The sequence below is a fragment of the Bacillus sp. FSL R5-0443 genome (genome assembly GCF_038608285.1).
GTDB classification, from domain to species: domain Bacteria; phylum Bacillota; class Bacilli; order Bacillales; family Bacillaceae; genus Bacillus; species Bacillus velezensis.
In genome coordinates this window covers 1,591,367-1,618,029 of record NZ_CP152013.1, presented here as the reverse complement: position 1 = coordinate 1,618,029, position 26,663 = coordinate 1,591,367, and the positions used below count along the sequence as shown (strand labels likewise).

Here is a 26,663-nt window from a genome sequence, read left to right as displayed (position 1 = left end):
CGTCCACTCCCCTGCCTCGCTTTAGAGATGTCACTCTGTAAACAAGCTTATTCTGACTCGTCCCTTTTCATGCTATAATTATCGAATGCAGGAAGAAGGAAAGGGTGTTTTATATGTCTTTTGATGGCATGTTTACATACGGAATGACACATGAATTAAACAGCCGGATCGCCGGAGGCCGGATTACGAGAGTCCATCAGCCTTTTAAGCATGATGTGATATTTCATATCCGCGCTAACGGAAAAAACCATAAATTATTATTATCGGCGCATCCGAGCTATTCACGGGTGCACATGACAAACCAGGCCTATGAAAATCCGAGCGAGCCGCCGATGTTTTGTATGCTGCTCAGAAAGCATATAGAAGGCGGATTTATTGAGAAAATAGAACAGGCCGGATTAGACCGGATTATGATATTCCGGATAAAAAGCAGAAATGAAATCGGCGACGAAACCGTCAGAACGCTGTATGTTGAAATTATGGGACGGCACAGCAATATTATCCTGACTGACGGAGAAGGAGCCATCATCGACGGACTGAAGCATTTATCTCCGTCGATGAACAGCTACCGGACCGTTCTGCCGGGATATGATTACAAGCTTCCTCCCGCTCAGGAAAAAATTTCGCCGCTTGCCGCGGATGAAGAGGACGTTTTGCGTTATCTCAGTTTTCAGGAAGGACGGCTTGACCAGCAGATCGTCAGACATTTCTCCGGTGTTTCTCCGCTGTTTGCAAAAGAAGCCGTGCATAGAGCGGGTCTCGCTAACAAAATAACGCTGCCGAAGACGCTGATTGAAATGTTCCATGCCGTGAAAGATTGCAGGTTTACACCGAACATTACGACAGCCGGCGGAAAGGAATACTTTTATCTCCTGTCTCTCACACATGTAAACGGTGAGGAGCGCACCTTTCACTCACTGAGTGAGCTGTTGGACCGGTTTTATTTCGGCAAGGCGGAACGCGACCGCGTCAAACAGCAGGCTCAGGATCTCGAGCGGTTTGTCGCAAACGAACGGAAAAAGAACTCCAATAAGATAAAAAAGCTGGAAAAGACGCTCGACTACTCAGAAAATGCGAAGGAATTCCAGCTATACGGCGAACTGCTGACGGCGAATTTGTATATGCTGAAAAAAGGTGACAAAGAAGCGGAAGTCATCAATTATTATGATGAAGAAAGTAAGACAGTGACCATCCCTTTAAATCCGAACAAAACACCGTCAGAAAACGCGCAGATGTATTTTACAAAGTATCAAAAGGCGAAGAATTCCGTCGAGGTGGTAAAAGAACAGATCCGTCTGGCTGAGGAGGAAATCGCTTATTTCGATCAGCTGATCCAGCAGCTCTCCTCCGCCTCCACAAAGGATATTCACGAAATAAGGGAGGAGCTCGTGGAAGGCAAATATCTGCGACCGAAACAGCAGCGAGGACAGAAAAAACAGAAGCAGCACGTTCCTGTTTTGGAGCAATATGAATCTTCACGGGGATTGACGATTCTTGTCGGCAAAAACAATAAACAAAATGAGTACTTAACGACAAAAGCTGCCGCAAGGGATGATTTATGGTTCCACACGAAAGACATTCCCGGTTCCCACGTTGTGATTAAAAGCAACGATCCGGATGAACAATCCATACTGGAGGCGGCTGCGATCGCCGCTTATTTTTCCAAGGCGAAAGATTCCGGCTCCGTTCCCGTTGATTATACAAAAATCAGACACGTGAAAAAGCCAAACGGCGCAAAGCCCGGATTTGTCACCTATGACAGCCAGCATACCGTATTTGTCACACCTGATGCCGACCTTGTCATACGGCTGAAAAAATAAACGCACCTCCAAGCTGAAACCCGCACTCAGCTTGGAGGTGTTTTTATTACGTATAAACGGAGACGAAACTCTCCCAGCCGTCAGAACCGATCTATACAGTATCTGATCAGTTTCCCGTCATGTCTGCCTGATCCGCCGGGGCCGTCTCTGATTAAAGCGGTCACACCTTGATTTGGCGGCGGATACTGTCACCTTCCCTCGCCGCACCTGAGCACATCCGGGCGGGTCTCTGACCTTTCCTTTGTATGCGGGCGGAATCCAGGCGGCATTGGGATCAGATAGATATTCCGCATCACTTCGCAATCCTGACCGCTTGCCGGCATATACCGTTCAAACTGCCCGCTTTCGTTTTGAATTGTTCACATTCGGGGACTGTGAGGACAGTATAAAAAACACCCTGCCTGATGACAGACAAGGTGTTTTTTATGGTCTTCTTCTTTTCTCAAATAATCGATCCACTTCTTCAGCCAAATCAGCAGTAATGAGAGGCTCTAAGTCCTCAGCCAGTCTTTTCGTATGTGCCGGGCTTGCGCCGCTTGTTGATACGGATACTTGAATGCGCCCTTTGCGGATGATCTTCGGCATATACACGCTGCCCTGTTCAGCATCGCTTACACAATTGACCAGCTGCGTTTCAGAAGCGCTCGCGGCTATCTCCTGATTCACGCTGCGGTCATTTGTCGCGGCAATGATGAAAAAAGCGGGCGCGAGATCCTTCATTTCAATTTTACGGGAAACCCAGCGGATGCGCCCTTCATCCGCCAGCTGTTTAATTTCGGGCAGGGCATCGGGACTGATTACAGTAATATCCGCGCCTTCCGGAAGCACCGTTTTGAGCCTTCTTAAGGCAACATTGCCTCCGCCCGCGATGATAATTCTTTTTCCGCTTAAATTAATGTGCAGAGGCAGCATACTGTCCCCCCTTAAAATCAAACTGACCGCCGGGGTTTCGAACAGCTTCTGACACACGGTTCAAAAACGCCTGCTTAATATGCGGGTGAAAACCTAAGTATGAAGCGAGATGAACATTTTGACTGACCGTTTGAAGCTTTTGAACTTCCCGTTCAATCTCAGTCATTAAAAGCCCGGTAAACAGAAGATATGGAACGATAAAAACGGGTGCTCCGTCATCCTCTTCAAGGCCGGCAAACACTTCTTTATAGTGCGGATCACATGCTGTTAAAAAACAAGGGATGACTTCTTTAACAGGTGTAATCGCCTCAAGTTTTCCGGCAATCTCACTGACTGCGTTTTTAACTGCCGGATCTGTGCTTCCTCTTCCGATCAGCACCACTTTCGCCTGCTCAATGGGCACTCCGGTATCTTCAATGCGATGATGCACCGCTTTTACGACTTCATCGTCCACTCCGATCGGAACACCATATGTCACTTTTATATCGGGATGCAGGGCCGCCGCACGGGCGATTTCAGCCGGAATGTCATGTTTTGCGTGGGCAGCGGTCAACAGCAGTAAAGGCACGGCCGCAATATGAGTGGCGCCTTGTCTGACACATGCTTCAAATCCCGCTTCAATAGAAGGTTCCTGCAGTTCTAAAAAACAAATTTCCTGAATGGGAACGTCAGCGTGCGGCATGCACCCTTTTAAAAACGCCGCCGACTCTGTCTGCGCTTTTTTCAGCCTGCTTCCGTGCCCGATGTATAAAATCGCCTGCTTCATTTACAACGCCTCGCTCAAATCCAGATTTTTCTGTTCAGATGCATACCAGTCCAGTTTGCAGTGATAATTGACGACATCGCCGATAACAATTAAGCTCGGGTTTTTGATTTCTTCTTTTATCACTGTGTCTGAAAGCGTGCCGACGGTGCAGACGACTGTTTTTTGCCTGTCCGTCGTTCCCCAATGAATAAAGGCTGCCGGGGTGCCGGCGTCTCTGCCGTTTTCCAGCAGCATTCTTTCAATCTGCCGGATATTTTTAATTCCCATATAAATCACCAGCGTATCAATGCCCGTCGCCAGCGCTTTCCATTTTTCTTCAAAGTCGTCTTCTTGTTTATAATGTCCCGTAACGAATGCGACATTGGAGCTCGCCTCTCTGTGCGTCACGGGAATGCCGGCATAAGCAGCAGCCGCGATTCCTGATGTAATGCCGGGAACGATCTCAAACGGAATGGCGTTTTGTGCGAGAGCCTCCGCTTCTTCGCCTCCGCGGCCGAAAACAAACGGGTCGCCTCCCTTGAGCCTTACAACGGTTTTCCCCTTTTTCGCATACTTCACAAGGAAACGGTTGATCGTATCCTGTTTCATAATGTGAAAATCCGGGAGCTTTCCGCAGTAAATCAGATCCGCTTCTTCTCCGGCATATTGTAAAATCTCTTTGCTTACCAATCTGTCATATAATATAACGTCCGCTTTCTGTATGGCTTTCATTGCCTTCACCGTTAATAAGTCCGGATCTCCCGGACCGGCTCCAACGATAAATACTTTCCCCATAGCATGTCTCCCCGATCCGTTTTGAAATCTTCCCAGAACAGCCGCGAGGCCGCACTTCAGCTATTTTACCATATCCCGCCATTGCGGGGGATATCCGGCTGATTGCGCGGCCTTTTTGGACCTATTATGCTAAGCTGTTTTTCACAAAGTCAACCAGTCTTCCGGTGCATTCTTCGCGTTCACATTTGCCTGAATCAAGTACGAGCTCAGGCGCTTTCGGCTCTTCATACGGTGAGTCGATCCCCGTAAAGAACGGAATTTCACCATTTCTTGCTTTTTTATATAAACCTTTCGGATCGCGCTTTTCACATATATCGAGGTCGCATTTCACATAGATTTCATTAAATTCGCCCTCCGCCACAAGCTCTCTCACCTGATCTCTGTCCTCACGGAACGGAGAAATAAAAGCCGTGATGACGATGGTTCCCTGCTGAACGAAAAGCTTCGCCACTTCCCCGATGCGGCGTATATTTTCCTTGCGGTCATCATCGGAAAAACCTAAGTCCTTGTTTAAGCCGTGGCGGATGTTATCACCATCAAGCACGATGACTTGATAGCCTTGTTCAAACAGCTCGCGCGCTGCGGCGTTTGCAATCGTGGATTTTCCTGAACCGCTTAAGCCCGTCAGCCAGAGGATAGAGCTTTTATGCTTGTTTTTCTGCTGGTATTCTTCTTTCGTTATTGAGGCTTCATGCCACACGATATCACGATTTGTCACTCTATTTTCCTCCTTAAGAAACGCCTGCTTCTTCTTTCGTTTTCAGCCCTTTAATCAACACCTCGACAACTTCAGGACGGCTGAATTCCGCCGGCGGCATGACGCCGCTTCGCAGCATTTCTCTGACCTTTGTTCCTGACAGAATGACGTGGTCTTCTCTGTCATGCGGGCATGTTTTGGCCGTTCCCATGTTGCCGCATTTCTGGCAGAAGAAGCTGTGCTCGAATTTCATCGGTGTAATCCCGAGTTCATCCGCTGTAAATTGATCAAACAGCTCTTGCGCTTCATATGTGCCGTAGTAATCACCGACGCCGGCATGATCGCGGCCGACGATAAAATGCGTGCAGCCGTAGTTTTTGCGGACAAGCGCGTGGAAAATGGCTTCTCTCGGCCCCGCATACCGCATAGCCGCCAAAAATACGCCGAGGAACACGCGGTCTTTCGGATAATAATGATCGAGCAGCACCTGGTAGCTTTCCATTCTGACATCCGCCGGAATGTCATCTGATTTTGTTTCACCGACGAGCGGGTTCAAAAACAGGCCGTCAACCGTCTCAAGCGCGGTTTTTTGGATATATTCGTGGGCGCGGTGGACCGGATTTCTCGTTTGGAAACCGACAATGGTTTTCCAGCCCTTTTCTTCGAAGCTTCGTCTTGTATCGGCAGGTTCAAATGTAAACTCAGGAAACTGCTTTGACGCTTTTTTAACTAATGTGATCGGCCCGCCGACATACGTATCGCCGCGTGAAAATAATTTTTTCACGCCCGGATGCGCGGCATCATCGGTTTTATATACGTGAACGGCTTCTTTTTGTTTATCCGGCGTATAAATATCTTCGATGTCGACTATGCCGTATGTTTCTCCGCCGTAAGTCAGTTTCACCGTGTCGCCGACGGCAAGCTCAGCCGCTTTTTCTGAATCGACCGGAAGCGTGATCGGCAGGGACCAGACAACCCCGGATGCCAGACGCATATTTTCAACGACTGACACGTAATCTTTTTCTGTGAAAAATCCTTCAATCGGGCTGTACCCCCCGATCCCGATCAGCTCTAAATCAGCGAACGAAATCAAATCAAGCTCAATTTCTTTTTGGACGGATGTAAGATCATACTGCTCATTTACCCGATTAATTAATGTTCCTCCGTGCGGTGCTAAACTCATAATACATGATTCCTCCCAGTTAACAGATAAATAAACTCAGATTAATAGTTAAATGCCTCCGCCTTGTTCATGGACAGAGCGTTTCTCTTTTCGGATGGCTTTCATCAGACTGGCAGCTCCGCCAGCTGCCAAAAGCACGCTGGCCATCATAAAGATGGAATAGTAATCTCCTTTTAACAGCAGGGAGACAAGCAAATACGAAATCGACAGTGACAAAAACGGTGAAACGACCCATACTTTGAGCATCGTTTTCACGACTTCTTTATGAAAAACGTTCGGCCCGTTTTTGGCCATTCCGATACCGATAATTGATGATGATGTGACTTGCGCCAATGGGACCGGCAGACCGAAGACGGAACTGATAATGACAAGCCCCGCGCCGGTTCCTGAAAGCAGTATGCCTTCTCCGGCTGAAAATCTCGTAATCTTTTTCCCGTTGGTTTCAAGCACTTTGCGTCCTAAAAGCAGAGCGCCGAGAGCGACAAAGATGCCTCCGTACAGCGTTCCTTTGGACACGCTGAGCACGCCCGCAGCAACCAAAGGGCCTACCGCATTTGCGACATTGTTCATTCCGGCTGAAAAAGCTTCCCAAAACCCCGCAATCAGCAGCACAATCCCTAAAATCTTCTGTTTCCGACTCGAAATGACTCGAATATTCAGAGAACTGAATACCTTCGAGACGAGAAACGTGAAACAGAACGCGACGAACGGTACGAGCACCCAAAAAATCACGATGACCAAAAGATGCTGTAAAAACAATACTTTGTACGCGACGCCGACACCGACAATCGCCCCGACAGTGACCTCACTCGTCGACAGCGGAATGCCGAGCACATTCGCCGTGAATAATGATAGCGCCGCCGATCCGATAATAATGCAGACAATGGTGAGCGTAATGGTTTGTTCGGGAATGATTCCGCCGCTGATCGTCTTAACGACTTCTCCGCCGCCGATAACCGCCCCTGACAGGACTCCGGCCGCGCAGATGATCAGCGCATACGTTTTCTTTTTAACGGCGCCGGACCCATAAGCGACTCCCATTGAAGCCGCGGCTCCGCTTGCTCCGATATTCATGGCAAAAAACAGGCAGAATAAAATAGCGGCTAATTCCATCGTGCAGCTCCTTTATTCATGCAGTCCGCATTCTGTTTTCGCCATGCCGTTCCATCTGCCGCTCCGCAAATCTTCCGCGGTAAACGCAGGTGAAGTGCACGGTTCACAGCCGATGCTCGGATACCCCTGATCATGGAGGATATTGTAATCCAGCTCATGCTTGGAAGTATATCTCCAGATGTCTTTCCATGTCCAATGGATCAGCGGGCATACTTTAATCGATTGAAACTTGTCGTCTTTATTCAGGAAATTCGTATTCGCCCGGCTCGGCCCTTGATCCCGGCGAAGACCGGACAGCCATGCCGGATGTCCCGCGAGCGCTTCTCTTAACGGCAGAATTTTTCTGATGTAGCAGCACTGGTTCGGTTCTCTTTCCCACAGTTTATCTCCGTGAGCCTCGGCCTGTTCTTCAAGAGTAAGGCTGGGCTTTTTCAGGATAATGTTCAGTCCCGGGTAACGCTCTTTCACTTTTTCGATCGTTTCATATGTTTCTTTAAAGTGAAGACCCGTATCAAGAAACACGATTTCCGCGTCTTTCTTTACTTTAGAAATTAAATCGATCAGGACGATGCCTTCAATCCCGAAGCTGCACGCGTAAACAAGCTGGTCTCCGTAGTGGCCGTATGCCCATTTTAAAACGGACAGCGCGCCTTTATAGGAATCGTCTTCCGGAAATGTAATCGCCGGCTCTTCCCATGTGTCATACGTTAGCATTTTTCCTTTCCTCCTCCCGGAGACAATCAAACAGCTGTTGTTTTCTGCCGGTTGTCTTATCCCTCAATCTTTTTTTCATATAAAAAACTTTCAATCCAGCGGAATGAAAGACAGTGACCCGGTATAGCCCTTATCTTCAAAATGCTGTGCATTTTTCTGGATGCGGCACCTTGCATGACACGCAGGTTGCCGGGCGTCATCGGTCCAGTCCCTCAGCCGCTCTTGATAAGCTTTTTAGATTTGTACTAAATTTTAGCACAATTCTAACAGAAGTCAACCCGAGTTTTTTGATAGGAATAATAAAAACAGGCCCTGAGGCCTGTTTTTATTGTCATTATTTTTTAAACCAATCTTTTGACTCGGGATTCTGTTTCCATGATTTCAGTTTCTCAATGTCATCTGAATGAATCGTTCCGTTTTCAAGCGCGACTTCAATCAGCGTGTCATAATCCGTTAACGAGTAATAAGGAAGACCCGCTTTTTTAAAGGCTTCTTTTGCTTTCGGCAGTCCGTATGTAAAAATGGAAATGACGCCGAGGACTTCCGCGCCCTCTCTTTGAAGGGCCGCCGCAGCTTCAAGCACGCTGCCTCCGGTAGAAATCAAGTCTTCAATCACGACTGTTTTTTGCCCTTTTTTAATGGCGCCTTCTATTTGATTTCCTTTGCCGTGCGCTTTCGGTTTGCTTCTGACGTAGCACATCGGTGCGCCTGCACGGTCTGCGAGAAGCGCAGCATGCGGAATGCCCGCCGTTGCAGTGCCCGAGATCATCTCCGCCTCGGGAAAATGCTCTTTCAGCAGTTTGCCGAGCCCGTCCGCCACATCATTTCTCACTTTTGGATACGACAATGTCAGACGGTTGTCACAATAGATCGGTGATAAAATACCGCTCGCCCACGTAAACGGCTCATTCGGGCGTAAAAAGACAGCTTCAATGTGTAATAGATGTTTTGCGATAGCCTGTTTCATCGGCGAACGCCCTCCCATTCCAGTTTAATTGCTTCATATGCTTTAACGGGGTTTTCCGCTTTTGTAATTGAGCGGCCCACAACGATGGCTGACGAACCGTTTTCTTTCGCAAATGACGGAGTCGCCGTCCGGACTTGATCGTCAGCTGCGTCACTGGCCGTGCGGATGCCCGGTGTGACTGTCAGAAATGAAGGCCGGACCGCTTCATAAATGGCTTTTGTTTCATGTACCGAACATACCACTCCGTCCAGCCCGCACTCTTCCGCCATTTTGCCGTAATGCACGACCGTTTCTAACAGCGGCTTTTGCAGCAGAAGCTCTTCCTTCGCCACCTGCTCTGAAGTGCTGGTCAGCTGAGTCACCGCGATTAAAGACGGGCGTTTTCTGCCTGCCGGCGTGCCTTCTTCAAGTCCCTCAAGGGCCGCGCGCATCATGCGTGCGCCCCCTGCCGCATGCACATTGACGAGATCAACGCCGAGGCCGGCCAGCCGCTTCATCGCTTTATTGACCGTAGTCGGGATATCATGAAGCTTTAAATCTAAAAATATATCACAGTTCCGTTCTTTTAATTGGTGAATGATGGCGGGGCCTTCCTGATAAAAAAGTTCCATCCCCGTTTTGACAAAAAGCCTTTCCTTTTCAAAAAAGTCTAAAAACGTTAAAGTCTCTTCCCCTGATGCAAAATCAAGCGCGATGATGGGCAGGTTGTTTTTCATGTTTCCAGCTCCTTCCGATGCATTCACTTACAGATTGAAAGCCGTGTTGGCGCAGTACACGGGGGAGCTGTTCTATGATTTCCGGGCAGACGAACGGATTGACGAAGTTTGCTGTGCCGACGGCAACCGCACTCGCTCCCGCAAGAAGAAATTCTAATGCATCCTCTGCGGTCTGAACGCCGCCCATCCCGATAATCGGGATTTGAACGGCGTGGCTGACTTCGTATACCATCCGGATGGCGACCGGTTTGATCGCCGGGCCTGACAGTCCGCCCGTTTTATTTGCTAAGATCGGCCGTCCCGTCTTGAGATCGAGCCTCATCCCGATGAGTGTATTAATCATCGTCAGACCGTCAGCACCGGCCGCTTCAATCGCTTTAGCAATTTCGGTTATGTTTGCGACATTAGGCGAAAGCTTCACATACACAGGCACTGCGGAAACTTCTTTCACCGCTTTTGTCAGTTCGGCCGCCATGACGGGATCAGTACCAAAAGCAATCCCCCCCGTTTTGACATTCGGACATGAAATGTTAAGCTCAAGCGCATGCACATTCGGCGCTTGGCTGATGTGCTCGGCCACTTCTTTATAGTCGTCCACCTGAGAACCGGCGACATTTGCGATAATCGGCGTGTCAAATTGTTCGAGCCAAGGCAGCTCATGATTGAGCACATGCTCAAGGCCGGGGTTTTGCAGTCCGATGGCATTCAGCATTCCCGCGCTTGTCTCCGCCACTCTCGGCGCCGGATTTCCGAAGCGGGCTTCGTTCGTCGTGGCTTTAATCATAATGCCTCCGAGGCATGATAAATCGTAAAATCCGGCATATTCTTTCCCGAAACCGAAACATCCGGAAGCGGGGATGATCGGATTTTTCAATTGGAGACCCGGCAGATTCACCTCTAACATTACAGCGCCACCTCCTCAGCTTTAAATACCGGCCCGTCAAGGCAGACCTTTACATATGATGTATCGCTTTCACCCGTGCGGCACACGCAGGCGAAGCAGGCTCCGATGCCGCAGCCCATCCGCTCTTCCATCGAAAGATAAACCTCTTTATGGCCGTACTGCTGCTTCAGAGCTTTCAGCATCGGTGTCGGTCCGCAGCTTAGCAGGACATCGAATTCGAGCTGCTTTTCACGGATGACATCGGTGACAAACCCTTTCTCTCCATATGTTCCGTCAGCCGTCGCCACATAGGTGTCTCCGTACGCACGACATTCCTGTTCGTAAAAAATATCCTTTGCTGATTGAAATCCAAGCACATGAATGACGTTTACGCCTTTTTCCGTCAGGCGCTTTGACAGTTCCTGCAAAGGCGGAACTCCCACTCCGCCTCCGACTAACAGCGCGGTTTTTCCGGGTTCAATCCGCCGGACGGGGAATCCGTTGCCGAGAGGGCCGAGAACGTCTATCCTGCCGCCCTCTTTTTTCTCGGACAAAAGACGCGTTCCCTCACCGTCAGCTCTGTAGATAACGGATACTTCATTCGCGGCGAAATCGACGTCCGCAATGCTGAGCGGTCTTCTTAATAGCGGCGTGACCGCGTCACTCACCTTCAGATGAAGAAATTGACCCGGCTCGGTAAGGTGCCGGACAAGCTCTCCTTTCAGCACCATCTTATAAATCCGGTCGGCAATTTCTAAGTTGGATTGAACAGTCAAATGCGCTTTCTTCATATCGTGACTGCCGCCTTTTGATTGGTTTCGGATGCAGGCATATGATCCGCCCGGAATGTCATGCTTTCCAATACCCGCAAAATGGCTTCGGCCGTATCTAAAGATGTCAGGCAGGCGACTCCGTTCTCAACGGATTCGCGGCGGATTCTGAAGCCGTCTCTGGCCGGCTGTTTGCCCTTTGTCAGCGTATTGATGACAAATTGCGCTTCTCCGTTTCTGATGACGTCGATGAGATTCTTCCCTTCTTCGCCGATTTTCCCGACAACCTGAGCCGGAATCTGAGCGTCTTTCAAATAAGCTGCCGTTCCTACCGTCGCCATGATGTTATAGCCGATAGCGTGGAACCGCTTCGCGATCAGAAGTCCTTCTTCTTTATCTTTATCAGCAACGGTCAACAGCACCGAGCCGTAATTCGGAATTTGAATGCCAGAGGCAATCAGTGCTTTATAGAGCGCTTTTTCAAGAGTTGAATCTTTGCCCATGACCTCTCCCGTCGACTTCATTTCAGGCCCTAATGTAATATCCACTCTTCTCAGCTTCGCGAATGAGAAGACAGGCGCTTTCACGTACACCCCCTGCTGTTCAGGCTGCAGCCCCTCTTGATAGCCGAAATCAGCAAGCTTTTGGCCGAGAATGACCTTTGTCGCCAGATTCGCCATCGGAATCTTTGTGATTTTGCTTAAGAACGGCACGGTTCTGCTTGACCGCGGATTTACCTCAAGCACATACACTTCACCTTGCGACAGTACGAACTGGATGTTCAGCAACCCGATGATGTTAAGGCCTTTTGCCAAGGCTACAGTGTATTGTTCGATTTTTTTCTTAATGTCTTCGCTTAAAGACTGAGGCGGATAGACGGCGATTGAATCCCCTGAATGGACGCCGGCCCGCTCGATATGCTCCATAATTCCCGGAATAACGACTGTTTCGCCGTCAGATACGGCATCGACTTCGATTTCTTTCCCCGTCAGATAACGGTCGATTAACACCGGATGCTGCGGGTTGATTTTGACCGCGTTTTTCATATAGTGAAGCAGCTCTTCTTCGTGATAGACGATTTCCATCGCCCGGCCGCCGAGCACATACGAAGGGCGGACAAGTACCGGATAGCCGATGGATGCGGCAATTTTGACCGCTTCGTTCACCGACACAGCGGTTTTTCCGAGCGGCTGCGGCACATTCAGCGCCTCAAGCGCCTGCTCAAACTTATCCCGGTCTTCCGCACGGTCTAAATCTTCAAGTGATGTGCCGAGGATTTTGACGCCGCGGGCGCTCAATTCTTCCGCAAGATTGATCGCCGTCTGGCCGCCGAATTGGACGACAACGCCTTCCGGCTGTTCCAAATCGATGATGTGCATGACATCTTCTACCGTCAGCGGTTCAAAATACAGTTTGTCTGATATGCTGAAATCAGTGGACACCGTCTCAGGGTTGTTGTTGATAATAATCGCTTCATAGCCTGCCTGTTTGATGGCCCAGACAGAATGAACGGTCGCATAGTCAAATTCGACGCCCTGTCCGATGCGGATCGGGCCGGAGCCGAGGACGACGACGCTTTTTCTTGATGTAACCTCAGACTCATTTTCTTCCTCATATGTGCTGTAGAAGTACGGGGTTTCTGATTCGAATTCCGCCGCGCATGTATCCACCATTTTATATACAGGCTTGATGGCTGCTTCTTTTCGCATTTGATACAGCTCTTGTTCCGGCATATTCCATTCCCGGCTGATATATTTGTCGGAGAAACCGAGTTCCTTCGCTGTCTGAAGGACGGCGAGGCTGCCTTTTTCCGCTTTCAGCTCTGTTTCAAAAGCGACCAGCTTACAGAGCTTGTGCAAAAAGAATACGTCAATTGCGGAAAACTCATGAAGCTGCTCGACTGTGTAGCCTCTTCTGAACGCTTCAGCAAGATAAAACAGCCGTTCATCTCCGGCCTTTCTGATCCGTTTTTCCAAAAGCCCGTCAGAAATCTCTTCCGCATCCTTCAGTTCCAGGTGATAGACATCGGCTTCCAGTGAGCGGACCGCCTTTAACAGCGATTCTTCAAGGGTGCGTCCGATGGCCATGACCTCTCCGGTGGCTTTCATTTGCGTCCCGAGCCTGCGGTTTGCCGACTCAAATTTGTCGAACGGCCAGCGCGGGATTTTAGAAACGACATAGTCAAGCGCGGGCTCAAAAGCCGCATATGTTTTTCCCGTTACGGGATTCATCATTTCATCAAGAGAAAGCCCGACTGCGATTTTCGCCGCAAGCTTTGCGATCGGGTAACCCGTCGCTTTTGAGGCGAGGGCAGATGAGCGGCTCACCCGCGGATTCACTTCGATAATGTAATATTGGAAGCTGTCGGGATCGAGCGCGAGCTGAACATTACAGCCGCCTTCAATGCCGAGCGCGCGGATCAGCTTTAATGAAACATTGCGCAAAAGCTGGTATTCCCGGTCGCTCAAAGTCTGGCTCGGGGCAACGACGATGCTGTCACCCGTATGGATGCCGACTGGATCGATATTTTCCATGTTGCAGACGACGATCGCGTGATCTCTGCTGTCTCTCATGACTTCATATTCGATCTCTTTGTAACCGGCAATGCTTTTTTCCAGAAGGCATTGATGGACGGGGCTGAGTTTTAATCCGTTTTCGACGATCTCTTTCAGTTCTGCTTCATTCGAGCAGATGCCGCCGCCCGTTCCGCCTAATGTGTAAGCGGGGCGCACAATAACCGGAAACCCGATCCGGCCGACAAATTCCTCGGCTTCCTGTAAAGTGCGGATGATCTCACTTTCCGGCACCGGTTCATTCAGCTCATTCATCAGCGTACGGAATAAGTCGCGGTCTTCCGCCTGCTGGATGGCGGACAGCTTTGTGCCGAGCACTTCCACCCCGCATTCCTCAAGAACCCCGAGTTCAGACAGCTCAACGGCAAGATTCAGTCCGGTCTGTCCTCCCAGAGTCGGCAGGATGGCGTCCGGCCGTTCTTTTCTGATAATACGCGTGAGAAACTCCGGCGTCAGCGGTTCTATGTATACCCGATCAGCCATTTCCGTATCCGTCATAATCGTTGCCGGATTCGAGTTGACGAGAATAACTTCATAGCCTTCTTCCTTTAAAGCGAGACACGCCTGTGTGCCCGCATAATCAAATTCCGCCGCCTGTCCGATAATAATCGGGCCTGATCCGATCACTAAAATCTTTTTAATATCTACGCGTTTTGGCATACCGCTTCCCCTTCTTTCTCAGTTGTTTCGATCAAGTCAATGAATCTGTCAAATAAATGATTGGCGTCTTCCGGCCCCGGTGAAGCTTCAGGGTGGTACTGAACCGTAAATGCCGGCAATGTTTTATGCTTGAGTCCTTCGATCGTTTGATCATTGATCGCAATGTGCGTCACTTCAAGCTCTGTCTCATCTATTGAAGAAACTGTATATCCGTGGTTTTGGGCGGTTAAAGCGACTTTCCCTGTCGCAAGCTCTTTAACCGGATGATTGGAACCCCTGTGTCCGAATTTCATTTTTTCCGTTTCCGCTCCGGATGCCAGTGCAAATAATTGGTGGCCGAGGCAGATTCCGAATAACGGCACCTTCCCGAGTATGCCTTTTATCATTTCAATGGCTTCCGGCACATCTTTCGGATCTCCGGGTCCGTTAGAAAGCATGATGCCGTCCGGCTTGAGCTGAAGCACTTCTTCCGCCGTTACATTGTACGGCACAACGATAACATCGCATTTTCTTTTGTTTAACTCTCTTAAAATGCCGTGCTTCATACCGAAATCGACGAGTACGATGCGTTTGCCGCGGCCCGGACTCGGATATGCCGTTTTCGCAGATACTTGAGCGACTTGATTTCTCGGCAGTTCCGTTTCTTTCAGCCTTGCAAGAACCTCTCCGACATTCTCCTCACTTGAAGCAAACGTTCCTTTTAATGCGCCGGCCGTGCGGATCATTCTTGTGAGCTTTCTCGTGTCAATCCCTTGTAAGCCGGGGATATTTTTCATTTTCAAATACTCGTCAAGCGTGTAAGCCGAACGCCAGTTGGAAGGCAGCTCGCACAGTTCTTTTACGATCAGCCCTTTTACAAAAGGAGTGATGGATTCAAAGTCATCTCTGTTAATTCCGTAGTTGCCGATCAGAGGATACGTCAGCGTCACGATCTGCCCGCAGTAAGAAGGGTCTGATAAAATTTCCTGATAACCGGTCATTCCCGTGTTGAATACGACTTCACCCGCGGTATGCTCCAGGCTCCCGAATGCTTCACCCTCAAATACCGCTCCATTTTCCAGCACTAGTCTTCTTTTCATTTGACGAGTCTCCCTTCTTCGTATGCAAGCTTACCGGCAGCCATCGTTGCAACAGGCCAGCCGAAGCACTTCATCTTGTTGAATGGCGTATTTTTTCCTTTAGATAAAAATGTATCTTTGTCAATGGCTGCTTCTTTTTCCAGATCAATCAGGGTGATGTCAGCCGGCGCCCCCGGTGCAAGCGTTCCGTACGGAAGATCAAATGCCTCGCAAGGTTTTACCGTCATGAAATCAACCAGCTGCTTCAGCGTCCACGCCCCGTTTTTCACAAAATGTGTGTACAGAAGCGGAAAGGCTGTTTCTAAACCGACGATACCGAAAGGCGCAAGCTTCATATCCGTGTTTTTCTCTTCTTCTGTATGCGGCGCATGGTCAGTGGCGATGAAATCAATCGTACCGTCTAAAAGCCCTTCAATCAGCGCCTCTCTGTCCTCTTTGCTGCGAAGCGGCGGATTCATCTTAAAATTGGTATCAAGTCCCGGGATATCTTCGTCACAAAGCAGCAGGTGGTGCGGCGATACTTCCGCCGTCACGCGGATTCCCGCTTTTTTTGCGTCTCTTACGGCTCTGACGGACTCTTTCGTGCTGATATGACACACGTGGTAATGGCAGCCCGCCGCTTCCGCCAGCAGCACGTCACGGGCGATATGTACCGCTTCACAAATGGAAGGTATGCCGTTCAGGCCGTTCGCTTTTGAAAAAGAACCTTCATGCACGCTCCCTCCGTAAATAAGCGAGTTATCCTCACAATGAGCGACAATCGCTTTATTCATTGAAGCCGCCCGTTTCATGGCTTCATACATCATTCCGGCCGTCTGAACGCCGACGCCGTCATCGGTGAAGGCGAATGCGCCGGCTTCATGAAGCGCCTCAAAATCTGTCATTTCTTCGCCGGTTTGTCTGATCGTAATGGATGCGTAAGGAAGAACCCTGACAGATGAGGTTTCTTTGATCCGGTTTTGCAGCCATTCCATCTGCTCTTTCGTATCCGGCACCGGTCTTGTATTCGGCATGGCTGCGACTGTGGTAAAGCCGCCCCGCGCCGCGGCTTTAGAGCCCGTCTCAATGGTTTCTTTTTTCTCGCCGCCCGGTTCTCTGAAGTGAACATGAAGGTCTACGAGTCCCGGTGAAACGAACAGTCCGTCAGCGTCGATCACCGTTTCTCCGTCTTTCGCTGTCAGAAGCCCGGTTTCCGAAATGAATTCACCCGTTACCCGGATATCCTGTGCCACTTTTTCTCCCTGTTCATTTAACATCCAGCCGTTTTTAATGAGATAAGACATAAGCCGCTTCTCCCCTTTTCACATTGGTTTGCAGTGCTCTTTTTAAGACTGCCATTCTGATATACACGCCATTTTCCATTTGTTTAAAGATTCTTGATTTTCCGCATTCCACTAATGTTGTGTCAATTTCGACTCCTCTGTTCACCGGTGCGGGATGCATGATGATGGCATGCCGCTTCATGCTCTCCGCCCGCTTTGCGGTCAGCCCGTATGCTTCCAGATAGCCTTTTTGGTCGGCTTCTGTCTGATGCCTTTCATTTTGGATGCGGAGCAGCATGACGACATCTGAAGCTTGTATGGCTTCATCCGTCTGCACACAGGTGCCGAAGGCGTTTTTCTCATCCTGCCATTGCGGCGGCCCTGAAAACAGCACGCGTGCGCCGAGTCTTGTCAGCACCTCGGCATTTGACCTTGCCACCCTGCTGTGTTTGATATCGCCATGAATGGAAACCGTCAGGCCCTGAAAGGTCTCAAATTCCTCTTGAATCGTCATTAAATCGAGTAATGACTGAGTCGGGTGCTGGCCGCAGCCGTCGCCGGCGTTTAAGATCGGAATATTGACTCTGCCGGTCAGATCTTTGTAATATTCATCCGTGCTGTGCCGGATGACGCAGGCGTCCGCTCCGATTGATTCCAGTGTTCTGACCGTGTCGTATAAGGACTCGCCTTTTTGAACGCTTGTGCTCGTGCCGTCTAAGCTGAGCACGTTCATCCCGAGTTTCTTTTCCGCCACTTCAAAGCTGAACCGCGTCCTCGTGCTCGGTTCAAAAAACAGATTCGCAACGAATTTTCCCGCGAGATCGGGGCGGACTGTTCCCTCTTTTATCGCTTTTGCCTCACGCAGCAGTTCTGTAATTTCAGCCGTGCTCAGTTCAGACATCGCCGTTAAATGATTCATGTTTTTCTCCTCCGTTTCCGCTTGAAGGCCGTAAAAAAACACCCCGGTCTATAGACTCGGGGTGCGGTTAAAGAGAGAAGCAGCGTACAGCTTCTTCCCGTTATAACCCTTCCAAGCCTCTCTGGACTTTCTTTAAAAGGTTTTACATATGATTTTGTTTTTCTGATGCAATCGCGTCTTCTTCATTTGCATGCGGCAGGATGAGGTTCAGGATGACTCCGACGATTGCCGCAAGCGCCATGCCGGATATTTGGAACCCGCCTTTTGAAACTTGAATAAAAGCCCCTCCGACGCCAATCACGAGGATGACGGATGTGATAATTAAATTTCTCTTGTTCTCATAATCAATGTTGTTGTCAATCAGCATTCTTAAGCCGCTGGAGGCGATAATTCCAAAGAGCAGGAAGGAAACGCCTCCCATAACCGCGGACGGAACAGAGCTGATCAGTGCTGATACTTTTCCGATAAATCCGAAGCACAGCGCAATCACACCCGCGCCGCCGATGACAAAGACGCTGAAAACTCTCGTAATTGCCAGTACTCCGATGTTCTCGCCGTATGTCGTCGTCGGCGGGCCGCCGATTAACGAAGCGATGATCGTCGCAACACTGTCCCCCATTATGGAGCGGTGCAGTCCCGGCTTTTTAATGAAATCCTGTCCGACGACTTTACTCAGCACCATTTGGTGGCCGATATGTTCTGACATCGTCACGAAAGCGACCGGCACCATCGCAGCCGCAATGCCCAATGTCACTGACGGCGTATAGTCTTTGAAAGGGATGATAAATTCAGGAACGGCGAACCACTTTGCATCAATGACCGGCTGGAAATTGACGATGCCCTGTGTCAGCGCAAACAGATAGCCGCCTATAATGCCGATCAATACCGGAATCAGGCTTAAAAATCCCCGTAAAAAGATGGCACAGATAATGGTTATGGCCAAAGTGACGCCGGCTACACTGAAATGTTTCAGGCTGTAGACGAGTTCCTTCGCATTCGGATCAGCATACATTGCCATATTGACGGCTGTGCTTGCCAGTCCGAGGCCGATGACGATGATGACCGGCCCGACGACCACCGGGGGCAGCAGCTTCATCAGCCACCCCGTTCCAAGCTGCCTGATGAGCAGTGCGATCAGGCCGTACACAATTCCCGCCAGGAAAGCGCCGACCATGGCAGCCCCCGGCCCTCCCGTCGCCTTCACCAAGATAATCGGTGATATAAAGGCGAATGATGAGCCGAGATAAGCGGGAATCTGGCCTTTTGTCACCAAGAGATAGGCGAGTGTCCCGATTCCGCTCGTGACAAGCGCCACTGCCGGGCTCATTCCGACCAGTTTCGGCACGAGTATGGTTGAACCGAACATGGCGAATAAATGCTGCAGGCTGAATGACAGCCAAGACAATGGATTGGGGACGTCCCTGACTCCCAGGTTTACTTTTTTCTTACTCATGGCGTTTTCCTCCCGGTTGACTTTCAAATGGTATAAAAAAACCTCTTTGCTTTTTGCGCAAAGAGGCATACAAAACCCGGCCGCGTCGATCCGCCCGGCTTTGTGTTTTAAAATCCTCTTTGCAAACTCTCTGGAATGCATTTAAAAAGGTGATTATTCATTTTCGTAAATGGCGACCATATCAGTCTGATCAACTTCGCTCAGCTGAACCATCACTTTTTCAGCTTTTGAGGTCGGAATGTTTTTTCCGATATAGTCCGCTCTGATCGGCAGCTCCCGGTGCCCTCTGTCGACAAGCACGGCAAGCTGTATCGATGACGGCCGTCCGACATCAACGAGGGCATCCATCGCAGCTCTCACCGTCCGGCCGGTATAAAGCACATCATCAACCACAATGACCTTTTGGTCTGTGATATCGGCCGGAATGTCCGCGCCTTTTACAAGCGGCTCTTCATTGCTCGTTTTTTTCGTCAGGTCGTCACGGTAAAGGGTGATATCGATTTCCCCGACGGTGACTGGATTCCCTTCAATCTGTTCGATCCGCTCGGCCAGCCGCTTCGCTAAATAAATGCCTCTTGTTTTAATTCCTACAAGAATGCAGTCATTCATTCCTTTATTCCGTTCGATCATTTCATGGGCTATCCTTGTCAGCGCCCGCCTGATCGCCTGTTCGTCGAGAATAACAGCTTTTTGATTCACTCGTGACACCTCTCCATTCGTATATAAGAAGAAAAAACCCCTCCTGCCAGAGCATAGAGGGGTTCCTTTCCAGGACGAAGACACACGTGTATCTCTTCTGTCCTATCCGTTATCCTTCTCAGCCTCTCTGGACTGTGTTAAAGAATCTATTCAGCTTGTTTTTATTATTTCAGAAAAGAAAGTCGCTGTCAATGGCTATTTCTTAAATCTTCAATGAGTTTTTTCATATCTTCAGGAAGGGGCGCTTCAAACTCCATGTATTCTCCCGTCCGCGGATGATCAAAACCTAATATTCCGGCATGAAGCGCCTGACCATTGAAATCAATGGTTTTTCTCGGTCCGTACTTCGGGTCGCCTGCCAAAGGAAACCCGATATATTTCATATGAACACGGATCTGATGCGTTCTTCCGGTCTCAAGACGGCACTCTACGAGCGTGAAATCTTGAAAACGCTCAAGCACGTGGAAATGCGTGACGGCGTTTTTGCTGCTTTCTCTTGTTACGGTCATGCTTTGACGGTCTTTTTTATCTCTCCCGATCGGAGCGTCAATCGTTCCGTCATCATGTGAAATCACCCCGTGGACAACCGCTATGTACTTTCTGGTCACGGTTTTATTGACGAGCTGATTAACGAGTGATTCATGCGCCATATCGTTTTTAGCGACCATTAACAGACCGGAAGTATCTTTATCAATCCGGTGGACGATTCCCGGGCGCATGACGCCGTTAATGCCGGAAAGGTCGTTGCAGTGAGCCATCAGTCCGTTTACAAGCGTCCCAGTCACATGGCCGGGCGCCGGGTGTACAACCATGCCCCGCGGTTTGTTCACAACCAAGACGTCCTGATCCTCATAGTAAATGTCCAAATCCATCGGCTCTGCAAGCACGTCCAATTCTTCCGGTTCAGGAATGGTGACGTTTACCTGATCGCCGGGCTGCATTTTATAATTCGCTTTTACGGATTTGCCGTTAACGGATACCAATCCCTCTTTTACCCATTGCTGCACTTGAGTGCGTGACCAGTTTTCTCCCGTTGAAGCCAAAAATTTATCAATCCGTTCGCTCTTTTGTTCAGGCTGAACGGTTATCTCAAATTGATTCATGTTATTGCTCCTTCTTTTTCCCGCTGTCAAACAGCATATGAATAAATAAAAGTATTACACCGACGCACAGTGAGGAGTCCGCGATATTAAAAATCGGATAGTGATAATCCACGATGATGACATGAATAAAATCCACCACTTCCTGGCGCGCCGCCCGGTCAATAAAGTTTCCGGCCGCACCGCCCAGCATTAAGCCGAGAGAAATTCCGAGTAACATCTGCCCTTTTGCATAACGCTGTATGTAATAAACGATTCCGATAATCACGGCGATGGTAATGACGTAGAAAAACCACATTTGGCCGGCTAAAATCCCCCACGCCGCTCCCGTGTTGCGATGAGATGTGATATAAAGCACCTGATCGATGACAGGTATGCTTTGTCCCAATTCCATATGGCTGACGACAAGCCATTTGGTCAATTGGTCGGCAATAATAATAAAAAGAGCGATTAGATAATAAAGCACACACGTTCCTCCAGTATACAGTTACTTTTATCCTTTATGAATTTTATCAGTAAAAGATGCCAGAGTAAAGGCAGATCATAAGCGCATGCAAACAGACGCTGTCACTCATACAGCGCCTGATCATATGCATAATCTCCGGGTTCCCAATATGGAAGGGTTTTCTTTTCAAATTGAGCGGGATAATAAAAATCATCAGCGGTTCTGGCCGTCGGCAGCACCGCAAGTTTTTCAATCGGAATGGGGTCGCCTGTTTTTTCACAATAACCGTACGTATTGTTTTCAAACTTAGACAGGGCAAGAAGAACGTCCTGAAGTTCTTCTTTTATATGATAGATCAGAGTTGCTTCTTGGTCGTTCATTGAAGGTTCAACAGATGCTGACATTTGAAAGCAAGAATATTCGAATAATCTTGATTGAAGTTCTTCTTTCATCATGAGAAGCTCCGTGTGGATTGCGGTCAGTTGATCATTCATTCATCACAACTCCTGCTCTTGATGTTATGGCTTTATTGTTGCCCCCAGAGCGCCATTTGAAGCCCATAAGATTTTTCCTGTCGTTCTAATCGATGACATTAGTGGCATGTAAAAAAGCGCCCGGCTGTCACCGGGCGCTTTCTCATTTATTATTTTTGATAATATTTTTCAACGATTTCCGCATTGCGCAGTGATAATGTCGGATATTTCGGATTGGCTCCGACATCTTTAGAAATTACGCGGGAACGTTCACACATCTGGCCTTCCGCTTTTTCTACGGTCATTTTTCCTGTTGTGAAGCTTTGCGCGTTTTCCGGCGCTTCACTTTCGTCTTTTACTGTCAGTTCTGAGACGATAAACAGCTGCGCGATGTTTTCTTTAATGGATGACAAGAGGTCGCGGTTTTCTTTGTTCGGATACAAAGTCAGGCTCGCTTCCAATGATCTTCCGATAATTTTTTCGTTACGGGCTGTTTCCAAAGCTTTCAGCACGTCGTTTCGAAGCTCCATGAAGCGGTCGAACTTTTCTTCTGTCGCTTGATTGTCCGGAACAGCAATGGTTTCCGGCATATCTGTCAGCTGCACGCTCGCTTCTTCAACAAATGATAAGTGAGACCACATTTCATCCGCCGTGTGCGGGAGAATCGGCGCCGTCAGCTTCACTAACGCCAGCAGCGTTTCATAGAAGACCGTCTGCATGCTGCGGCGGTCCGGATGATCCGCATGCTCGATGTACACAACATCTTTTGCAAAATCAAGATAGAAGGAGCTGAGCTCGATCGTACAGAAATTGTGAATGCTGTGATAAACAACCGCAAATTCATATTCATCGTACGCTTTTTTCACCTTATCGATCAGCTTATTCAGCTTGATCAGCATATATTGATCCACTTCGCGGAGATCTTTTACATCCACGGCATTGACGCTTGGATTGAAATCGAACAGGTTGCCGTGAAGGAAGCGGAACGTGTTGCGGACTTTCCGGTATACTTCCGCGACCTGCTTCAGAATGGCGTCAGACACGCGAACGTCCGCCTGATAATCCACTGACGATACCCATAATCTTAAGATGTCGGCACCAAGCTGTTTCATGACTTTAGCCGGAACAACAACGTTACCGATTGATTTACTCATCTTGCGTCCTTCTCCATCCAGTGCGAACCCATGGCTGAGCACACCTTTATACGGCGCTTTTCCTGTTACGGCTACTGCTGTAGAAAGAGAAGAGTTAAACCAGCCGCGATATTGGTCAGATCCCTCTAGGTATAAATCAGCCGGGCGAACGAGGTCATCACGTTCTTCAAGCACTGCTTGATGTGAAGAGCCTGAATCAAACCAAACATCCATGATATCCTGTTCTTTTGTAAATGTGCCGTTCGGGCTGCCAGGATGCGTAAAGCCTTCCGGAAGAAGATCCTTTGCTTCTTTTTCAAACCAAATGTTTGATCCGTGCTGTCTGAACAATTCAGAAACATGTTCAATGGTTTCATCTGTAATAATCGGTTCTCCGTTTTCAGCGTAAAATACCGGAATCGGCACACCCCACGCACGCTGTCTGGAAATACACCAGTCTCCGCGGTCCCGAACCATGTTGTGCAAACGCTGCTCACCCCATTCAGGAACCCATTTGGTTTCTTTAATGGCATCCAGCAGGTCTGATCTGAAATCTTTAATAGACGCAAACCATTGCGCTGTCGCTCTGAAAATGGTTGGTTTTTTTGTTCTCCAATCATGCGGATAAGAGTGAGTAATGAATTCAAGCTTCACAAGTGCGCCTTTTTCATCGAGCTGCTGTGTGATCGCTTTGTTTGCATCATCATAGAACATGCCTTCAAACCCAGGAGCTTCGCTTGTCATTACACCTTTTTCATCGACCGGGCAAAGCACATCTAAACCGTATTTTTGGCCAATGATAAAGTCATCTTCCCCATGTCCTGGCGCTGTATGAACACAGCCTGTTCCGGCATCAGTTGTTACGTGTTCACCAAGCATAACGAGAGAGTCTCTGCCATATAGCGGGTGTTCAGCGATAATGTTCTCAAGGTCTTTTCCTTTGACCGTTCTTGTCACTTCATACTGATCAAATCCGCATGCTGATGCAACACTTTCGACTAAGGCACTTGCTACGACAAAGCGGTCTTCACCTACTGCAATCACGCTGTACTCAAGATCAGGGTGCACTGAGATTCCGAGGTTCGCCGGAATTGTCCAAGGCGTTGTTGTCCAAATGATGATGCGCTCGCCGTTTTCAAGAACGCCTTTTCCGTCTTTTACACCAAAAGCGACGTAAATAGATGCTGAACGTTTGTCTTGATATTCGATCTCGGCTTCAGCCAGAGCAGACTCACTTGAAGGTGACCAGTTAACCGGTTTAAGGCCTTTGTAAATGTAGCCTCGTTTTGCCATTTCACCAAATACGCGGATTTGCTGCGCTTCGTATTCCGGTTTTAATGTCACGTATGGGTTTTCCCAGTCACCGCGGACACCAAGACGTTTGAATTGCTCACGCTGTCCCTCGATTTGCTTCCAAGCGTACTCTTCACATAGTTTGCGGAATTCTGCTACTGACATTTCTTTCCGGTTTACTTTTTTGTTTTTCGTCAGCGCCGTTTCAATCGGCAGTCCGTGCGTATCCCAGCCCGGCACGTACGGTGCGTTGTAGCCGCTCATTGATTTATAGCGGACGATGAAGTCTTTCAGGATTTTGTTCAGGGCATGGCCCATGTGGATGTCTCCGTTTGCATAAGGAGGTCCGTCATGCAGCACGAATTTCGGGCGGTCTTTCGTCCGTTCTTGAACAAGACGGTAAATGTCCTGCTCCTCCCAGTCTTTTTGCATGTCCGGCTCACGATTCGGCAGATTTCCGCGCATCGGAAAATCTGTTTTCGGCATTAACAGCGTATCTTTGTAATCCATTTTCATTCCTCCACAACATTTTTCAGAAAATAAAAAAAGCCCTCTCATCCCATAAGGGACGAGAAAGCTTATCTCGCGGTACCACCCTTTTAGAAAAAACGGATCATCCGTCTTTTCCTCTCGAACATCGTAACGTGATGGAACGTCCTTTCCTACTCTCGGTTCAGAAAGGAAACTAAAGGGCTGATCTGCATGATTCCGGCCATCCCGGGCTTTCACCTTCCCCGGGTCGCTTTTTAGCCTGTTTTGAGTCATGCCGGTCCCTTTCAATCGTCTTTTCATCTGAATTTATGAACGTATTATATTCGAACGGGCCGGAGAATGTCAAGAAAATCAGAAAATTATTCTTTTTCCTCAAATACCGCGTCGACTTCGTATTCCATCAGATGATCCCAATCATCGTTCTTCAGCAGGTCGAGCTGCGCTTCAATCAGCATTTGGAAACGTGTTCTGAAGACTTTAGACTGTTTTTTCAGCTCTTCAATTTCCATTGCGATTTTTCTTGATTTGGAAAGCGACTCATTGATGATGCGATCAGCATTTTTTTCTGCTTCACGGACGATCAGCTTCGCTTCTTTCTGCGAGTTGCGCTTTACGTCTTCTGCGGCTTCCTGGGCTACGAGAATTGATTTATTCAGCGTTTCTTCGATATTGGCAAAGTGGCCGATTTTTTCGTCCAGCTCGTTCACTTTCGCCTCAAGCTCCGCTTTTTTACGGAGTGCGATTTCGTAATCTTTTCTGACCTGCATTAAAAATTCATTTACTTCATCTTCATCATATCCGCGAAAACCTTTTGTAAACGTTTTGTTATGGATATCATTCGGCGTTAATGGCATATTGCCACCTCCATTTTTACATTTCAGTACGGTTATCTAGTTCACATTATAAAACAAATACGGCACAGATGGAGAAAAAAACTGAAAAAACGACTCATTTTTGCCGTTCAAATGTAACTTTCCATTTGTCTTTTTTCGTTTTTCCGTCAACTTTTGCCAAACTGCATCGTCCGAAGCCGCGAATCGAGAGCATGTCCCCTTCAGCAACCTGATAAGACGGATCTTCAATGGCTTTCCAGTTCACCTTAACGAGCCCGTTTTTCACAAGCGCCTGCGCTTTCTGCCTGGATTGCCTGCTCATTGAAGCGCAGACGGCGTCGAGACGCAATGAAGAAACCGTGTCATCCCTTATTTCGACATCTGAAGCGGGAATGTGAAGAGCGGAAAGCTCGATTTTCTCAAGCTTTACCGGCGCTTTGCCCGCCTTGGTCAGCTGAGTGCTGACAAAATCGGCGATTTCACCGGAGACGATCAGCTGCACGGCTTCCTCAGAGAAAATCAGATCGCCGTATTTCTGCCGCTTTAAACCGATCCCCATTAATGATCCGAGAAGAGAGCGGTGGTCAATGCTGACGAATTTTTCAGCGTATTGAACGTCAAAAGCCCGAAGCTCAAAATCATCCTGCTCAGGTTCCATATATTCAGGGTATAAAATCACGCGTTTGCGCTCAGCTCTGTCATATCCTCCGAAAAACGCAAGACCGCAGGCGTCGCCGATAACGGCCTTTACAATGACCTGTTCTCTGGGATCTAAGAAATCAGTCAGCTTCATCCGATACTGGTCCAGGACAATCTGTTTCCATTCAAGCACCTGATCAATAAAAGGCCGCTCGTCTTGTCTGAAGTGCTGGTAAATATCGCTCATGTTCTTTCCTTTCTATGTAAAGAGGCTTGGCTGGTGCCAAGCCCGTAT

General features: G+C 48.7%; 24 protein-coding genes and 1 riboswitch. Of the genes, 1 reads left to right on the top strand and 23 read right to left on the bottom strand.

Annotation, left to right across the window (positions count from 1 at the left end; all coding sequences use genetic code 11):
- Window positions 1-113 precede the first annotated feature (113 nt).
- Window positions 114-1,820 carry an NFACT RNA binding domain-containing protein gene (locus tag NYE28_RS08170; RefSeq protein WP_100001718.1) on the top strand — a complete coding sequence of 569 codons (1,707 nt, stop codon included), beginning with the start codon at window positions 114-116 and terminating at the stop codon, window positions 1,818-1,820.
- A 423-nt stretch (window positions 1,821-2,243) separates the two neighbouring features.
- Here the strand turns inward: NYE28_RS08170 and NYE28_RS08165 are convergent, their stop codons facing one another.
- The 23 genes from NYE28_RS08165 to NYE28_RS08055 form a co-directional block, all read right to left on the bottom strand.
- Window positions 2,244-2,732 (bottom strand): NAD(P)-dependent oxidoreductase, encoded by a 489-nt coding sequence (locus NYE28_RS08165; RefSeq protein WP_076424117.1) that lies wholly within the window; start codon window positions 2,730-2,732, stop codon window positions 2,244-2,246.
- A complete protein-coding gene (locus NYE28_RS08160) occupies window positions 2,713-3,498 on the bottom strand; it encodes a sirohydrochlorin chelatase (protein WP_043021070.1) in 786 nt (261 codons plus the stop codon). The genes NYE28_RS08165 and NYE28_RS08160 overlap by 20 nt, the downstream gene beginning before the upstream one ends.
- On the bottom strand, window positions 3,499-4,272 hold the full coding sequence (gene cobA, locus NYE28_RS08155; RefSeq protein WP_007409740.1) for a uroporphyrinogen-III C-methyltransferase: 774 nt from the start codon (window positions 4,270-4,272) through the stop codon (window positions 3,499-3,501).
- Between the two features lie 124 nt (window positions 4,273-4,396).
- Window positions 4,397-4,990 (bottom strand): adenylyl-sulfate kinase, encoded by a 594-nt coding sequence (gene cysC / locus NYE28_RS08150; RefSeq protein ID WP_007611313.1) that lies wholly within the window; start codon window positions 4,988-4,990, stop codon window positions 4,397-4,399.
- 13 nt (window positions 4,991-5,003) lie between these two features.
- Window positions 5,004-6,152: a sulfate adenylyltransferase gene (gene sat / locus NYE28_RS08145; RefSeq protein WP_061581574.1), complete on the bottom strand. Its 1,149-nt coding sequence runs from the start codon at window positions 6,150-6,152 to the stop codon at window positions 5,004-5,006.
- Window positions 6,153-6,200: 48 nt separating this feature from the next.
- Window positions 6,201-7,265, bottom strand: a complete 1,065-nt coding sequence (locus NYE28_RS08140; RefSeq protein WP_015239832.1) for an inorganic phosphate transporter — start codon at window positions 7,263-7,265, stop codon at window positions 6,201-6,203.
- A 12-nt stretch (window positions 7,266-7,277) separates the two neighbouring features.
- Window positions 7,278-7,979 carry a phosphoadenylyl-sulfate reductase gene (locus tag NYE28_RS08135; protein ID WP_003154369.1) on the bottom strand — a complete coding sequence of 234 codons (702 nt, stop codon included), beginning with the start codon at window positions 7,977-7,979 and terminating at the stop codon, window positions 7,278-7,280.
- A 127-nt stretch (window positions 7,980-8,106) separates the two neighbouring features.
- Window positions 8,107-8,211: riboswitch (SAM riboswitch) on the bottom strand.
- A gap of 102 nt (window positions 8,212-8,313) precedes the next feature.
- Window positions 8,314-8,946, bottom strand: coding sequence for an orotate phosphoribosyltransferase (gene pyrE, locus NYE28_RS08130; RefSeq protein ID WP_059367014.1), 633 nt, complete (start codon window positions 8,944-8,946; stop codon window positions 8,314-8,316).
- The gene (pyrF, locus tag NYE28_RS08125) at window positions 8,943-9,662 is read right to left on the bottom strand and encodes an orotidine-5'-phosphate decarboxylase (RefSeq protein WP_342490380.1); all 720 of its coding nucleotides are present in this window, start codon (window positions 9,660-9,662) and stop codon (window positions 8,943-8,945) included. Before pyrF ends, pyrE begins: the two co-directional genes overlap by 4 nt.
- Window positions 9,631-10,566: a dihydroorotate dehydrogenase gene (locus tag NYE28_RS08120; protein WP_094031699.1), complete on the bottom strand. Its 936-nt coding sequence runs from the start codon at window positions 10,564-10,566 to the stop codon at window positions 9,631-9,633. Before NYE28_RS08120 ends, pyrF begins: the two co-directional genes overlap by 32 nt.
- On the bottom strand, window positions 10,566-11,336 hold the full coding sequence (locus tag NYE28_RS08115; RefSeq protein ID WP_094031698.1) for a dihydroorotate dehydrogenase electron transfer subunit: 771 nt from the start codon (window positions 11,334-11,336) through the stop codon (window positions 10,566-10,568). Before NYE28_RS08115 ends, NYE28_RS08120 begins: the two co-directional genes overlap by 1 nt.
- The gene (gene carB / locus NYE28_RS08110) at window positions 11,333-14,548 is read right to left on the bottom strand and encodes a carbamoyl-phosphate synthase (glutamine-hydrolyzing) large subunit (RefSeq protein WP_094031697.1); all 3,216 of its coding nucleotides are present in this window, start codon (window positions 14,546-14,548) and stop codon (window positions 11,333-11,335) included. The genes NYE28_RS08115 and carB overlap by 4 nt, the downstream gene beginning before the upstream one ends.
- Window positions 14,533-15,627, bottom strand: coding sequence for a carbamoyl phosphate synthase small subunit (locus NYE28_RS08105; RefSeq protein WP_007409730.1), 1,095 nt, complete (start codon window positions 15,625-15,627; stop codon window positions 14,533-14,535). The genes carB and NYE28_RS08105 overlap by 16 nt, the downstream gene beginning before the upstream one ends.
- Window positions 15,624-16,910, bottom strand: a complete 1,287-nt coding sequence (locus tag NYE28_RS08100; protein WP_094031696.1) for a dihydroorotase — start codon at window positions 16,908-16,910, stop codon at window positions 15,624-15,626. The genes NYE28_RS08105 and NYE28_RS08100 overlap by 4 nt, the downstream gene beginning before the upstream one ends.
- The gene (locus NYE28_RS08095) at window positions 16,894-17,808 is read right to left on the bottom strand and encodes an aspartate carbamoyltransferase catalytic subunit (protein WP_072589082.1); all 915 of its coding nucleotides are present in this window, start codon (window positions 17,806-17,808) and stop codon (window positions 16,894-16,896) included. Before NYE28_RS08095 ends, NYE28_RS08100 begins: the two co-directional genes overlap by 17 nt.
- A 142-nt stretch (window positions 17,809-17,950) precedes the next feature.
- Complete coding sequence (gene pyrP / locus NYE28_RS08090) at window positions 17,951-19,261, bottom strand: uracil permease PyrP (protein WP_007409727.1); 1,311 nt, start codon at window positions 19,259-19,261, stop codon at window positions 17,951-17,953.
- A 153-nt stretch (window positions 19,262-19,414) separates the two neighbouring features.
- Window positions 19,415-19,960, bottom strand: a complete 546-nt coding sequence (pyrR, locus tag NYE28_RS08085; RefSeq protein ID WP_003154392.1) for a bifunctional pyrimidine operon transcriptional regulator/uracil phosphoribosyltransferase — start codon at window positions 19,958-19,960, stop codon at window positions 19,415-19,417.
- Window positions 19,961-20,148: 188 nt separating this feature from the next.
- Complete coding sequence (locus NYE28_RS08080; protein WP_072589081.1) at window positions 20,149-21,063, bottom strand: RluA family pseudouridine synthase; 915 nt, start codon at window positions 21,061-21,063, stop codon at window positions 20,149-20,151.
- A gap of 1 nt (window position 21,064) precedes the next feature.
- The gene (gene lspA / locus NYE28_RS08075; protein ID WP_003154398.1) at window positions 21,065-21,526 is read right to left on the bottom strand and encodes a signal peptidase II; all 462 of its coding nucleotides are present in this window, start codon (window positions 21,524-21,526) and stop codon (window positions 21,065-21,067) included.
- 101 nt (window positions 21,527-21,627) lie between these two features.
- A complete protein-coding gene (locus NYE28_RS08070; protein WP_007409725.1) occupies window positions 21,628-21,999 on the bottom strand; it encodes a TraR/DksA family transcriptional regulator in 372 nt (123 codons plus the stop codon).
- Window positions 22,000-22,148: 149 nt separating this feature from the next.
- Window positions 22,149-24,914, bottom strand: coding sequence for an isoleucine--tRNA ligase (gene ileS / locus NYE28_RS08065; RefSeq protein WP_094031694.1), 2,766 nt, complete (start codon window positions 24,912-24,914; stop codon window positions 22,149-22,151).
- A 341-nt stretch (window positions 24,915-25,255) separates the two neighbouring features.
- On the bottom strand, window positions 25,256-25,750 hold the full coding sequence (divIVA, locus tag NYE28_RS08060; protein ID WP_342490379.1) for a septum site-determining protein DivIVA: 495 nt from the start codon (window positions 25,748-25,750) through the stop codon (window positions 25,256-25,258).
- A 94-nt stretch (window positions 25,751-25,844) separates the two neighbouring features.
- A complete protein-coding gene (locus tag NYE28_RS08055; RefSeq protein WP_342490378.1) occupies window positions 25,845-26,615 on the bottom strand; it encodes an RNA-binding protein in 771 nt (256 codons plus the stop codon).
- Window positions 26,616-26,663: the final 48 nt, after the last annotated feature.